A 12,440-nucleotide genomic window follows, 5' to 3' on the forward strand; every position below is an offset into this window, starting at 1 on the left:
GGCGCCAGCCCCGGTTCGGTGGTGATCACAGTGGTTTCCATGCGGTCACACCCCTCTTACGACTTCTGGAACATGGCGAGCATCCGGCGCGTGACCAGGAAGCCGCCAAAGATGTTGACCGCGGTCATCAGCACAGCCAGCGCGCCCAGGATCACCACCCAGGCCGAGCCCGACCCGATCTGCAGCAGCGCGCCCAGGATCACGATGGACGAGATCGCGTTGGTGATCGCCATCAGCGGCGTGTGCAGCGAATGGGCGACGTTCCAGATCACGCTGAAGCCGATGAAGCAGGCCAGCACGAAGACGATGAAATGCGACAGGAACGAGGCCGGAGCGAACAGCCCGATCAGCAGCATCAGCACCGCGCCGGCACCCAGCATGGTGATCTGGCTGCGGGTCTGGGCGCGGAAATCGGCCTGTTCCTTGGCGCGGCGTTCCTCGGGGGTCAGCTCCTTGGGCTTTTCCTTGGGCTTCTGCGCCGCGATCGCCTGCACCTTGGGCGGCGGCGGCGGCCAGGTGACGTCGCCATCCTTGGTCACGGTCGCGCCGCGGATCACGTCGTCCTCCATGTTGTGCACGACCGTCCCGTCCTTGCCGGGGGTCAGATCGGCCAGCATGTGGCGGATGTTGTTGCCGTAAAGCTCGGACGCCTGCGCACCCATCCGCGACGGAAAGTCGGTATAGCCGATGATCGTGACGCCGTTCTCGGTCACGATCTTCTCGTCCGGCACGGTCAGGTCGCAGTTGCCGCCGCGTTCGGCGGCAAGGTCCACGATGACGCTGCCGGGCTTCATCGCCGCAACCATGTCCTCGGTCCACAGCTTGGGCGCGGGGCGGCCGGGGATCAGCGCCGTGGTGATGACGATGTCCATCTCCGGCGCCAGCTCGCGGAATTTCTTCAGCTGCGCCTCGCGGAACTCGGGCGACGAGGGTGCCGCATAGCCGCCGGTCGCCGCGCCGTCGGTCTGTTCCTCGGCAAAGTCGAGATAGACGAACTCGGCGCCCATCGATTCGATCTGCTCGGCGACCTCGGGGCGGACGTCGAAGGCATAGACCTGCGCGCCCAGGCTGGTGGCCGCGCCGATGGCGGCCAGACCCGCGACGCCGGCGCCGACGATCAGCACCTTGGCCGGCGGCACCTTGCCCGCCGCGGTCACCTGCCCGGTGAAGAAGCGGCCGAAATTGTTCGCGGCCTCGATCACCGCGCGATAGCCGGCGATGTTGGCCATCGAGGACAGCGCGTCCATCTTCTGCGCGCGGCTGATCCGCGGGACCATGTCCATCGCGATGGCGTTGACGCCCCGGGTCCGCGCCGCCTCGAGCAGCTCGGCGTTCTGGCCGGGATACAGGAACGAGATCAGCGTCTGCCCCTCGCGCATCTGCCCCATCTCGGCGTCCGAGGGCGGGCGCACCTTGGCGACGACATCCACCGCCTCGATCAGCGCGGCGGCGTTGGGATGCACGGTGACGCCGGCGCGTTCATAGGCGGCGTCGGAAAAGCCCGACCGCGCGCCGGCGCCGGATTCGACATGGACCTCGTGGCCCAGCTTCTGCAGGTGCCCGGCAGAGGACGGCGTGACCGCGACCCGCGCCTCACCGTCGAAACTTTCCTTCAGCGCGCCAATTCTCACCGGCCTTCTCCCCATGCTGAATGTGCCAAGGCCGCATTATCACCGCGCAACAATGTTTCACAAGCGGTGCGGCCGGGTTTTGCCGTTGTGCGAAATGTCCCGCCGCGACGGAAAAAAGCCGCCGCGCTAGAGGCGCGGCGGCTTTCGATGCCGGCCCGCAAGGGGCCGGCGATTCTGTCACGACCTCAGTTCGAGGGGGCCGGGGTGGTGACCGGCGTGGTCGTGGTGGTGGTGGTCGCGGCGTCCGCAGCAGCGGCCGCGTCCGACGCGGCTTCGGCGGCGGTGTCGGCCGCAGCCTCGGCCGCAGCGCCCGTGGTCGCAGCGGCGTCCTGAGCGGCCTCGCCGGCGGTCTCCGCGGCTTCGCCAGCGGCGTCGGCCGCGGCATCAGCCGCAGCGGCGGGCGCCGTGGTCGTGGTGGCCGAATCGGTCGTCGTCGCCGCCGGTGCGGTGGTGGTGTCGGTGGTCGTCGTCGCCGGCGCGGTGGTGGTCGTCTCGCTGTCGGTCGTCGTGGTGGTCGCCGGCGCGGTCGTGGTGGTGGTGGTGGTGTCGGTCGTGACGACCTCGTCCTTGCCCATGAAGGTCGACAGCAGCCACCAGGCAAGCGCCAGCGCCAGCAGGATGCCGATGATCAGCGGCAGGGGCGAGGCCTTCTTCTCGACCGGTTCGACATAGGTCTCGGTCACCACCGTGGTGCGACCGCTCGGGTCAACCGGGCGGTGCGGGTCGGTGGCGTCGGTGCGGCGCGGATCGTTCGGATCGTAGTTGGCCATGATGGTCTCCTTGGAAGGTCTGAAACTGCCGGACCACCGACCAAGGGCCACCCGACATTCCGGGCGACCGGCCTTGGCTTGCGACCCGCCTATCCTGCGCTTAACACACGTCCAAAGCACAAGTTCCGCCGTCCAAACATTTTTCTCGCAGAGAGGCAAGCATGGTCCGGACCCGTTTTCTGGCCGATTACCGGCCCTGGCCGTTCACGGTTCTCGAGACCCGGCTGGACGTCACCCTGTCACCGCGCGGCACCCGCGTGCGCTCGGCCCTGCGGCTGTCCCGCACCGGGCCGGGGGATCTCGTTCTGGACGGGGGCAAGGGGCTGCGCACCCGCGCAATCTCGATCGACGGCCGGACGCTGGACGAGGCCGATCTGTCCATCGGCGAGGAAACGCTGACCATCGGCGAAGCCTTGCTGCCGGACAGCGAGTTCACCTTTGCGGCCGATGTCGAGATCGACCCGCAGGACAACACGGCGCTGGAGGGGCTGTATCTGTCCGGCGGCATCTTCTGCACCCAGTGCGAGGCCGAGGGCTTTCGCCACATCACCTGGTATCCCGACCGCCCCGACGTGATGGCGCCCTTCCGCGTCACCATCCGGTCAGACCTGCCGGTGCTGCTGTCGAACGGCAACCCGGTGGCCAGCGGCCCCGGCTTGGCCGAGTGGCATGACCCCTGGCCGAAGCCCGCCTATCTGTTCGCGCTTGTCGCGGGCGCCCTGCGGGCGGTCAGCGGCAGCTTCACCACCATGTCGGGGCGACAGGTGGCGCTGAACGTCTGGGTGCGGCCGGGGGACGAGGATCGCGCGGGATTCGCGCTGGACAGCCTCGTGCGGTCGATGCGCTGGGACGAACAGGTCTATGGGCGGGAATACGACCTGGACGTGTTCAACATCGTGGCCGTGGACGATTTCAACATGGGCGCGATGGAAAACAAGGGGTTGAACATCTTCAACTCGAAACTCGTGCTGGCCTCGCCGGACACCGCGACCGACACTGACTATGAACGCATCGAGGCGGTGATCGCGCATGAGTATTTCCACAACTGGACCGGCAACCGCATCACCTGCCGCGACTGGTTCCAGCTGTGCCTCAAGGAAGGGCTGACGGTCTTCCGTGATCAGCAGTTCACCGGCGACATGCGCTCGGCGGCGGTCAAGCGGATCGAGGACGTGGTGACCCTGCGCGCCCGCCAGTTCCGCGAGGATGCCGGCCCGCTGGCGCATCCGCCTCGGCCCGACCGCTACGAGGAAATCAACAATTTCTACACCGCGACGGTCTATGAAAAGGGCGCCGAGGTCATCGGGATGCTCAAGCGGCTGGTGGGCGAGGACGGCTACAAGGCGGCGATGGACCTGTATTTCGACCGCCATGACGGGGACGCCGCGACGATCGAGGACTGGCTGAAGGTCTTCGAGGACGCCACCGGCCGCGACCTGACCCAGTTCAAGCGCTGGTATACCGACGCCGGCACCCCCCATGTGGTGATGACCGAGGACTGGGCCGCGACCGAGGCCGGCGGCACGCTGACCCTCACCCTCGCGCAATCCACCGCGCCGACGCCGGGCCAGCCCGACAAGCCGCCGCGGGTGATCCCGCTGGCCGTGGGGCTGATCGGGCCGAATGGCGACGAGGTGCGGCCGACCGAGATCCTGGAACTGACCGAGCCGCAGCAGAGCTGGCGGTTCGAGGGGCTGGGCGCGCGCCCGGTCGTCTCGGCCCATCGCGGCTTCTCCGCCCCCATCATGCTGCGCCGCACGCTGTCAGAGGCCGACCGCGCCCTGCTGCTCGCCCACGACACCGACCCCTTCGCGCGGTGGGAGGCCGGGCGCTCGCTGGGCCTCGACGCGCTGATCGCGCGCGCCACCGGCACGGCCGATGCCGGCGCGGCCTATATCGCCGCGATCGGCGATTTCCTGCGCGACGCCGCCGCCGATCCGGCCTTTGCCGCGCTGGTCCTGCGCCTGCCGCCCGAGGAAGAGGCCGCCTCGGTCATCGCCGACCGCGGCCTGACCCCCGACCCCGACGCGATCCACGCCGCGCGTGAGGCGCTGGCCCACGATCTCGCCGCCGCCAACGAGGCGGCGCTGGCGGGGCTGTATGACGCGATGGTGGTCCCCGGACCCTACGCGCCCGACGCCGGACCCGCCGGACGGCGGGCGCTGCGGCTGGACGCGCTGGCGCTGCTGACCCGGCTGGATGGCGGCGACCGGGCGGCGGCGCTGTGGGATTCGGCCTCGAACATGACCGAGAAGATGGGCGCGCTGGGCCAGCTGGTCCGCACCGGCCGCGCCGCCGGGGCGCTGTCGCAGATGGAGCAGCGGTTCCGCGACAACCGGCTGGTGATGGACAAGTTCTTCGGCGTCCAGCCGATGGCCGCGCCCCCCGCCGACGCCGTGGCGGTTGCCCGGCGGCTGGCGCAGCGCCCGGATTTCGACTGGAAGAACCCCAACCGCTTCCGCGCGCTGGTCGGGGGCCTGGGCGCCAACCACGCCGCGTTCCACGCCGCCGACGGGTCGGGGTACGACTTCGTCGCCGACTGGCTGATCCGGCTGGACCCGGTCAATCCGCAGACAGCTGCCCGGATGTTTTCGCTGTTCGAAACCTGGCCGCGCTATGACGCGACTCGCCGCGCCCATGCCGTGGCCGCGCTGGACCGTATCGCCGCGCTGCCGGGGCTTTCGGGCAACACGGCCGAGATGGTCACGCGGATTCGCGCCGCGGGGAGCTGAGCCTCCCTTGCGGGCGTTGGTCTCAGCGGAAATAATGGGCCACGATGAGCCAGTCGTCCAACTCACGCCCCGATACCGCCAGCCGGCTGCCGGCGCGGGTCGAGATGCAGCAGCGGCTGGACCCGCTGATCGCGGAACGCGCGCCGTGGCTGTATTCGGGCAAGCCCCACCACACGCTCGCCCGAGCGCTGATGATGCGGCTGCTGCGCTATCCCCGCTCGATCGCGCTCGCATCGGAATTCCGCGACCTGCCGACCGAAGAGATCATGCGCCGCATCTCGGCGCTGATCGTGCGCGACATCCGGGTGGACGGGCTGGACAACATCCCCGCCACCGGCCCGGCGCTGATCGTGTCGAACCACCCGACCGGGATCGCTGACGGGATCGTGCTGCACGCGGTCGTCTCGGCGGTCCGGGACGACCTGTTCATCTATGCCAACCACGACATGATCCGCGTCCTGCCGCAGACCGAGGAGCTGATCGCCCCGGTCGAATGGCGGATGGAAAAGCGGTCCCACGCCAAGACCAAATACACGATGGACTATACCCGGCAGGCGCTGGGTCAGGGGCGGATCGGGCTGATCTTCCCCTCGGGGCGGCTGGCCAAGCGCCACGGGCTGACGCTGCACGAGCGGCCGTGGATGACCAGCGCGGCGATGATCGCGCGCAAGTTCGGCGTGCCGGTGATCCCGCTGCGCATCCGGGCCCGGAACTCGGCCCTGTTCTATCTGCTGGACGCGCTGCACCCGACGCTGCGCGACGTGACGCTGTTCAACGAGGTGCTGAACAAGGCCGGCCACACCTATCGCGTCACCATCGGCAGGCCGATCGACCCTGCCACCCTGCCCGCCCGGTCCGAGGACGGGATCGAGGCGCTGCGCCGCGCCGTGCTGGACCTGCCCCCGCCCGGCCCCGATGCCGCGCATATGTCGCATCTGCGCGAGGCCCGCCGCCGCCGCCGCGGCATCCGGCGCCCGATGGGCGAAAAGCTCTAGCGCGCGCCCCAGGTGTCGCTCAGGCGGTAGCCCTCGGGCCAGGGATCGTCGGGGTCCAGCATGTGCTGGTGGATGCCGGTGATCCAGCCCCGTCCCGAAATCTCGGGGCGGATCGCCTTGGTGTCGCCGACCTTCGCGGGGCCGAGGATGCGACCCGAAAAGGTCGATCCGATCAGCGAGCGCACCGTCAGCACGTCCCCCTGATCCATCTGCCCGCGCGCCGCCAGCACTGCCATCCGCGCCGACAGCGCCGTGCCGGTGGGCGAGCGGTCCACCTTGCCCGGCCGGATCGCCACCGCCGCGGCGCTGGTCAGCTCGCGGCCCTGCCGGGCGACCGGCCCCGCGAACAGGCAGAACGAGAAATGCCGCCAGTCCGGGTTGGTCGGGTGGTGGAAGCCGATCTGTTCGTCGGCGGCCTTGGTGATCCGCACCCCCAGCCGGGCGATCTCGTGCGCCTCGTCGGGGACCAGCGTGAATCCCAGCGCCGCCGCATCGACGATGACGAAGCTGTCGCCGCCATAGGCCGTATCCACGGTGATCGTCCCCAGCCCCTCGACCTTCAGCGGGACTTCCAGCCGCGCGGCAAAGCTCGGCAGGTTCTCGACGAAGATGCGCTGCGCCTTGCCGTCGCGGCACTCGGCCCGCACCCGCACCAGCCCGCCCGGGGCCTCGAGCGTTAGCCGCGTCTCCGGCTCGGTCATCGGAATGAGCCCCCCGTCCAGCAGCACCGTCGAGACGCAGATCGAGTTCGACCCCGACATCGGCGGCGTGTCCTCGGGCTCCATGATGATGAAGGCGGCGTCGGCCTCGGGGTGTTTCGGCGGCACCAGCAGGTTGACGTGGCGGAAGACGCCGCCGCGCGGTTCGTTGAGAACGAAGTTCCGCAGCCGGCTGTCCCGCGCGATCCAGCGCGACTGGTCCCAGATCGTCTCGCCCGGCGGCGGCAGGACGCCGCCGACGATCACGTCCCCGACCTCGCCCTCGGCATGGGCGGAGATCACGTGGATGGTCTGGGTCGACCGCATCGGGGGTTCCTTTCAGCTGAGCCAGTCGGGCAGTGTCCGGGGCGCGCGGCCGCTGCGGGCGGCGCGGGCGCAGTCGGCGAGGCTGCCGAAGCGCAGCGCCCGTCCGGACAGGCCCGGCCCGTAATGGGCGTATTTGCCGGAATTGGTCATCACCGTCCGCGTCGCGGGCGGAAACACCGGCTCGGAGATCGAACACCAGCAGAGATCGGGGATCAGCTGTACCCCCGCCGCCTCAAGCCGCGCGGCGGTGCCGTCGCGGCGGATGGCGTCCAGTTCCCGGCGGCTGAGCGTCACGATGGTCGCGATGGCGACCGGCCCGCCCAGCAGGCCCGCCAGCGCCCGGCACTCGGCGGCCGAGGCGTGGGGGCTGCCGATGGCGACCAGCTCCACCGCCTCGGGCCCGTCGTTCAGCGTCCGCCAGGCGGCGGCGAGATCGGCGGCGGTGATCCCCATCCGATCGGCGTCGGGCGCGACCTGATGCGCCTCGGGCGTCACCCCCTCGACATGCAGCATCGGCGCCGCCGAGGTGGTGCCGAAAGCCGCGCACAGCGCACGCAGGTCGTCGGCCGAAGCGCCCGCCACGCCGCGGATCAGCGGGATGCGGTCGGGCGCGCGTTCGCCCGCAAGCCACCCCAGCAGCGGCCAGAACGCATCGTCGGCGCCGGGGGGCTGGGAGACGTCGATGATCCGGCGGGCAGCACGGTTTTCATCCAGATAGACCCCGGTTTCCGGCGCACGGCCCGTCACTGCGATGCACAGATCCAGGAAATCCGGGTGCTTGGCGGTCCGCGCGCCCAGCACGCTGTTGGCATGGATCACGGCGTTCGATTCCGACCAGCCGATCACCTCGCCCCGGGCCGGAGGCTCGTGCTGATAGGGCGCGCAGGTAAAGCTTGGCCGGCAGCCCATCTCGACATAGGCATCGGCGAGCCGCTGCGCCGGGCCGCCAAAGGACGGCGGCACGCCCTGCGCGCGCCAGCTCTCGTGATCGACCGAGATCGCGTTCGTGCTCGTCGGCACCCGCACCTGCGCCCCCAGGTCGGCCATGCGGCGGGCAAAGGTCAGGTTCGCGGGGCTGGCATAGATGCAGCCGTCGATATGGGCGCGGGTGACCGGGATCAGCCGCCGCGCCCCGTGCTGGGCGGCCATCGCGGCCAGGATGTCCATCGCCAGCGCCGCCGCTTCTCCGTTCCGGCCGTCCAGCATGGCGCGCTCGGTCTCGGTCAGCTCCAGCGCGGCCGCGTCGGGGGCGGTCAGCGGGATGGTGGCGCCGTCGGTCTCGATCCGGTCGGGGGTGATGCGGGCGTGGGTGGCCCGCGCCAGACGGGCGTGATCCGCGGCCGACAGCCGGATCACCGGCAGCGTCCGCCCGAACATTCGGCCCGCGATCAGCGCGCCCAGCGTCGCCACGTCCTCGGGATCGGAAAACACCAGCGCCGCCGGGGCGCGGCCGGACAGGGCCAGGTCCAGCACCACGCCCGACCCGCTGCACGACCCCCGCGTGCCGGGCAGGACCAGCACCGTGCCCGTCAGGCATTGCCCTGCCAGCGCGTGGTGGACGTCGATCACCGTCCCCGTCGCCGGATCGACCCCGCCCCAGAAGCTGAGCGGCTCGTCCGCCGCCAGCACCGGCCCCTGGGCGCTGCCGGGCAGGACCAGGGTCGCGGTCATGTCACCACGAAGCCGTGGGCGAACGGGTCGCGGTCGTCGATGAAGATGGTGTTGATCCCGGTCATCCGCGCCCACCCGGCGATCGAGGGGATGATCGCGTCGCGGTCGCCCACCCGCGCCGCCGCCTCGACCCGGCCCTTGAAGATGCTGCCGATAATCGATTCGTGGTGGAACTCGTCGCCCACCGCCAGCCGCCCCCTGGCCGCCAGCTGCGCCATGCGGGCCGAGGTGCCGGTGCCGCAGGGGCTGCGGTCGATGGCCTTGTCGCCATAGAACACGGCGTTGCGCGCATGTGCCCCCGGCCGGGTCGCGGCGCCGGTCCACAGGATGTGGCTCAGCCCGTTGATCGCGGGATGTTCGGGATGAACAAAGTCGTATTTCGCGTTCAGCGCCGCCCGCAGCTTCGGCGACCAGCCGATCAGCTGCCCCGCCGTGTGGTCGGCGATGTCGCGGAAATTCCTCTGCGGCTCGACGATGGCATAGAAATTGCCGCCATAGGCCACGTCCACGACGATCTCGCCCAGGCCCTCGACCTCGGCGGTCAGCCCCTCGGCATGAAGGAAGCCGGGGACGTTGGTCAGGCGCACCTCCTCGACGAAGCGGCCCTGCTGGACATAGGTGATGTCGACCTTGCCGGCGGGGGTCTCGATCGACAGCCGGCCGGGCTCGCGCGGCTGGATCAGGCCGTTCTCGATCCCCATCGTGATCGTGCCGATGGTGCCGTGGCCGCACATCGGCAGGCACCCCGAGGTCTCGATGAACAGCACCGCCACGTCGCAATCGTCGCGGGTCGGGGGATACAGGATCGAGCCCGACATCATGTCGTGCCCACGCGGCTCGAACATCAGCCCGGTGCGGATCCAGTCGAACTCGCGCAGGAAATGGGCGCGCCGTTCCAGCATGTCCCGGCCCTGCAGGCGCGGACCGCCGCCCGACACCAGCCGCACCGGGTTGCCGCAGGTGTGCCCGTCGAGACACGAGAAGGTATGCACGGCCATGTCAGAACCTTTGCGGAGAGAAACGGGACAGCTCGATCGCCGGGGCGGCGCCGGTCAGCAGATCGGCGACCAGCCGGGCGGTGCCGGCGGATTGCGTAAGGCCCAGATGGCCGTGGCCGAAGGCATAGACGACGCGGCGGCTGGCGCGGGCATGGCCGATGGCGGGCAGACTGTCGGGCAGCGAGGGGCGAAAGCCCATCCATTGCGTGCCGCCCTCGGTCCTCAGCGCCGGCAGGAACGCCTTGGCCTTGTCCAGCATCGCCCGCGCGCGGGCGAAGTTCGGCGGCAGGTCCAGCCCGCCAAGTTCCACCGCGCCGCCGACGCGGATGCCGGTGGACAGGCGGCTGACGACGAAGCCGTGGCCGCCAAAGGTGATCTGGGTGCGCAGGTCCAGCGCGTTCGGCGGCAGGGTGGTGTTGTAGCCGCGCTCGGTTTCCAGCGGGATGCGCTCGCCAAGGCTCCGGGCGAGGCGATGTGAGAAGGCCCCCGCCGCAACCACCGCCTGCCCCGCGGTCAGGCTGCGCCCGTCGGCGGCAGTGGCCTCGACCCCCGAGCCTGTCGGACGCAGGGCGGTGATCTCGGCGGTGACGATCTTGCCCCCCTGCGCGCGGAGATGATCGGCCAGCGCGAGGGTGTAGAGCTTGGGATCGGCGATCGAAAACCAGCCCGGCGTGAAGGTCCCGCGCAGAAAGCGGGGCGACAGGCCGGGCTGCAGTTCGGCCATCTCGTCCCGTTCCATATGGCGGAACGCGATGCCGTGCGCGGTGCGCGCGGCCCAGCCGGGTGCGGCGGCGGCGAACTCGGCCTCGGTTTCATAGACCTGCAGGTTGCCGTCCTTGCGCAGCATCGCGTGGGTGCCGGTCTGGCGCAGGAAGGGTTCCAACTCTGCGCGCGACAGGTCCATCAGCGCTGTCTGCGCTGCGACCGACGCCGCGACCCGCCCCGGCCGGCAAGCGGCTGCGAAGCGGACCATCCACGGCGCGATCCGCAGCGCATAGCGGGGCGGGACCGACAGCGGCCCCAGCGGGTCCAGCAGCCAGCCCGGCGCCTTGCGCATGATGCCGGGCGAGGCCAGCGGCAGGATGTCGGTGAACGCGAACGCCCCCGCATTGCCGGCCGAGGCGCCCGCCGCCGGCCCCTCGCGGTCCACGACGGTGACCGACAGCCCTCGCGCCTGCGCCGCGATCGCCGCAGACAGCCCGACAACGCCCGCGCCGATCACCAGGACGTCCGGCATCTCAGGCCGTCGCGGCAAGGAAACGCTGCAGTTCCGGCGTCTGCGGAGCGTCGAACAGTTGCGCCGGCGGCGCGATCTCGGCCATCACGCCCTGGTGGAAGAACGCAACCCGATCAGAGACTTCGCGCGCGAACTTCATCTCGTGCGTGACGCAGATCATGGTCATGCCCTCGGACGCCAGCATCCGCAGCGTGTCCAGCACCTCGCCCACCAGCATCGGGTCCAGCGCCGAGGTCACCTCGTCGAACAGCATGTAGCCGGGCTGCATCGCCAGCGCGCGGGCGATCGCCATGCGCTGCTGCTGGCCGCCCGACATGCGGCCCGGATAGACGCCCAGCTTGTCACTCAGGCCGACATGCTGCAGTTGCCGGACGGCGACCGCCTCGGCGTCGGCGCGGCTCATCCCCAGCACCTTGCGGGGCGCGAGGGTGACGTTTTCCAGCACCGTCAGATGGGGAAAGGCGTTGAACTGCTGGAACACGATGCCGATCTTGCGGCGCAGCTTGTTGAGGTCGGTGGACTTGGCATGAACCTCGGTTCCGTCGACGAGGATGCGGCCGCTGTCGATCGGCTCGAGCCCGTTGATGCAGGTAAGCAGCGTCGATTTGCCCGACCCCGAGCCGCCGATCACCGTCAGCACCTCGCCCTTGGCAACGGTCAAATCGATGCCCTTGAGCACCTCGAGCGCGCCGAAGGACTTACGGACGTCCTGGATCTCAATCATGGGACCAGCGCCTTTCGAGATAGCCGCCCAGCCGGGCCAGCGGAAAGCTGATGAGGAAATAGAACGCGCCGCAGATCAGCAGCAGGAACAGCGGCTCTTGCAGGCGGGTGATGAGGATCTGGGTGGATTTCAGCAGCTCGGTCACCTGCACCACATAGACCAGCGCCGAATCCTTCATCACCCCCAGCGCCAGGCCGATCCATGACGGCAGCGCGACGCGGGTGGCCAGCGGCATGACGATATTGACCATGTCCTGGCCCCAGCTCAGCCCCAGCGACCGCGCCGCGCGGCGGGTGGTCATCGGAACGGCTTCGATCCCGCCGCGGACGATTTCGGCGCAATAGGCGGCGGTGTACATGGTCAGCACGCCGCAGGCGACGGTGAAGCCCGACAGCTGCCAGCGCAGCACCATGCCCATGAAGGCGTTGGCCAGCACCAGCTGGATCAGCAGCGGGATCGACCGGAACACGTCCAGCACGAAGGTCAGCGGCGCCGTCCACCACGGCCCCACCTGATAGCGGAAGACGCCGAAGAGGATGCCGAGGATCGTGCCCAGCACGACCGCGATGGCCGTGACCAGCAGCGTCATACCGGCGCCCTTGGCGAGAAAGACCAGGTCGGCGGCGGTCAGGGCGGTGTCGAACATCTGCAGCCCCT

The 12,440-nt window shown here is 70.0% G+C and carries 10 protein-coding genes; 2 read left to right on the top strand and 8 right to left on the bottom strand.

The window, feature by feature from the left end; all coding sequences use genetic code 11:
- Positions 1–56 precede the first annotated feature (56 nt).
- Both IC63_RS02075 and IC63_RS18345 read right to left on the bottom strand, forming a co-directional pair.
- Complete coding sequence (locus IC63_RS02075) at positions 57–1,631, bottom strand: Re/Si-specific NAD(P)(+) transhydrogenase subunit alpha (protein ID WP_036716469.1); 1,575 nt, start codon at positions 1,629–1,631, stop codon at positions 57–59.
- Positions 1,632–1,816: 185 nt separating this feature from the next.
- Positions 1,817–2,401 (bottom strand): hypothetical protein, encoded by a 585-nt coding sequence (locus IC63_RS18345; protein ID WP_052041801.1) that lies wholly within the window; start codon positions 2,399–2,401, stop codon positions 1,817–1,819.
- Between the two features lie 161 nt (positions 2,402–2,562).
- Between IC63_RS18345 and pepN the strand changes: the two genes are divergently transcribed.
- Entirely contained in the window at positions 2,563–5,133 is a 2,571-nt protein-coding gene (gene pepN, locus IC63_RS02085; protein ID WP_036716470.1) for an aminopeptidase N, read from the top strand.
- Between the two features lie 44 nt (positions 5,134–5,177).
- On the top strand, positions 5,178–6,128 hold the full coding sequence (locus tag IC63_RS02090; protein WP_232222484.1) for a 1-acyl-sn-glycerol-3-phosphate acyltransferase: 951 nt from the start codon (positions 5,178–5,180) through the stop codon (positions 6,126–6,128).
- On the opposite strand, the gene IC63_RS02095 is transcribed toward IC63_RS02090, so the two are convergent.
- The 6 genes from IC63_RS02095 to IC63_RS02120 are packed head-to-tail and all read right to left on the bottom strand — an operon-like array spanning position 6,125 to position 12,429.
- Entirely contained in the window at positions 6,125–7,153 is a 1,029-nt protein-coding gene (locus IC63_RS02095; RefSeq protein ID WP_036716471.1) for a trans-3-hydroxy-L-proline dehydratase, read from the bottom strand. The genes IC63_RS02090 and IC63_RS02095 overlap by 4 nt on opposite strands.
- A 12-nt stretch (positions 7,154–7,165) precedes the next feature.
- A complete protein-coding gene (lhpI, locus tag IC63_RS02100) occupies positions 7,166–8,824 on the bottom strand; it encodes a cis-3-hydroxy-L-proline dehydratase (RefSeq protein WP_036716472.1) in 1,659 nt (552 codons plus the stop codon).
- The gene (locus IC63_RS02105) at positions 8,821–9,822 is read right to left on the bottom strand and encodes a 4-hydroxyproline epimerase (protein ID WP_036716473.1); all 1,002 of its coding nucleotides are present in this window, start codon (positions 9,820–9,822) and stop codon (positions 8,821–8,823) included. Before IC63_RS02105 ends, lhpI begins: the two co-directional genes overlap by 4 nt.
- A gap of 1 nt (position 9,823) precedes the next feature.
- Entirely contained in the window at positions 9,824–11,059 is a 1,236-nt protein-coding gene (locus tag IC63_RS02110; RefSeq protein WP_036716475.1) for an NAD(P)/FAD-dependent oxidoreductase, read from the bottom strand.
- Between the two features lies 1 nt (position 11,060).
- The gene (locus tag IC63_RS02115) at positions 11,061–11,783 is read right to left on the bottom strand and encodes an amino acid ABC transporter ATP-binding protein (protein ID WP_036716477.1); all 723 of its coding nucleotides are present in this window, start codon (positions 11,781–11,783) and stop codon (positions 11,061–11,063) included.
- Positions 11,776–12,429, bottom strand: coding sequence for an amino acid ABC transporter permease (locus IC63_RS02120; protein WP_036716478.1), 654 nt, complete (start codon positions 12,427–12,429; stop codon positions 11,776–11,778). The genes IC63_RS02115 and IC63_RS02120 overlap by 8 nt, the downstream gene beginning before the upstream one ends.
- Between the last annotated feature and the right edge of the window lie 11 nt (positions 12,430–12,440).

Source organism: Paracoccus sphaerophysae (genome assembly GCF_000763805.1).
In the GTDB taxonomy this organism is placed as follows: domain Bacteria; phylum Pseudomonadota; class Alphaproteobacteria; order Rhodobacterales; family Rhodobacteraceae; genus Paracoccus; species Paracoccus sphaerophysae.

Coding starts and splice junctions, on each gene's coding strand:
- IC63_RS18345 (WP_052041801.1), bottom strand. CDS start 2,401: ATGGCCAACTACGATCCGAACGATCCGCGCCGCACCGACGCCACCGAC.
- pepN (WP_036716470.1), top strand. CDS start 2,563: ATGGTCCGGACCCGTTTTCTGGCCGATTACCGGCCCTGGCCGTTCACG.
- IC63_RS02090 (WP_232222484.1), top strand. CDS start 5,178: ATGAGCCAGTCGTCCAACTCACGCCCCGATACCGCCAGCCGGCTGCCG.
- IC63_RS02095 (WP_036716471.1), bottom strand. CDS start 7,153: ATGCGGTCGACCCAGACCATCCACGTGATCTCCGCCCATGCCGAGGGC.
- lhpI (WP_036716472.1), bottom strand. CDS start 8,824: ATGACCGCGACCCTGGTCCTGCCCGGCAGCGCCCAGGGGCCGGTGCTG.
- IC63_RS02105 (WP_036716473.1), bottom strand. CDS start 9,822: ATGGCCGTGCATACCTTCTCGTGTCTCGACGGGCACACCTGCGGCAAC.
- IC63_RS02110 (WP_036716475.1), bottom strand. CDS start 11,059: ATGCCGGACGTCCTGGTGATCGGCGCGGGCGTTGTCGGGCTGTCTGCG.
- IC63_RS02115 (WP_036716477.1), bottom strand. CDS start 11,783: ATGATTGAGATCCAGGACGTCCGTAAGTCCTTCGGCGCGCTCGAGGTG.
- IC63_RS02120 (WP_036716478.1), bottom strand. CDS start 12,429: ATGTTCGACACCGCCCTGACCGCCGCCGACCTGGTCTTTCTCGCCAAG.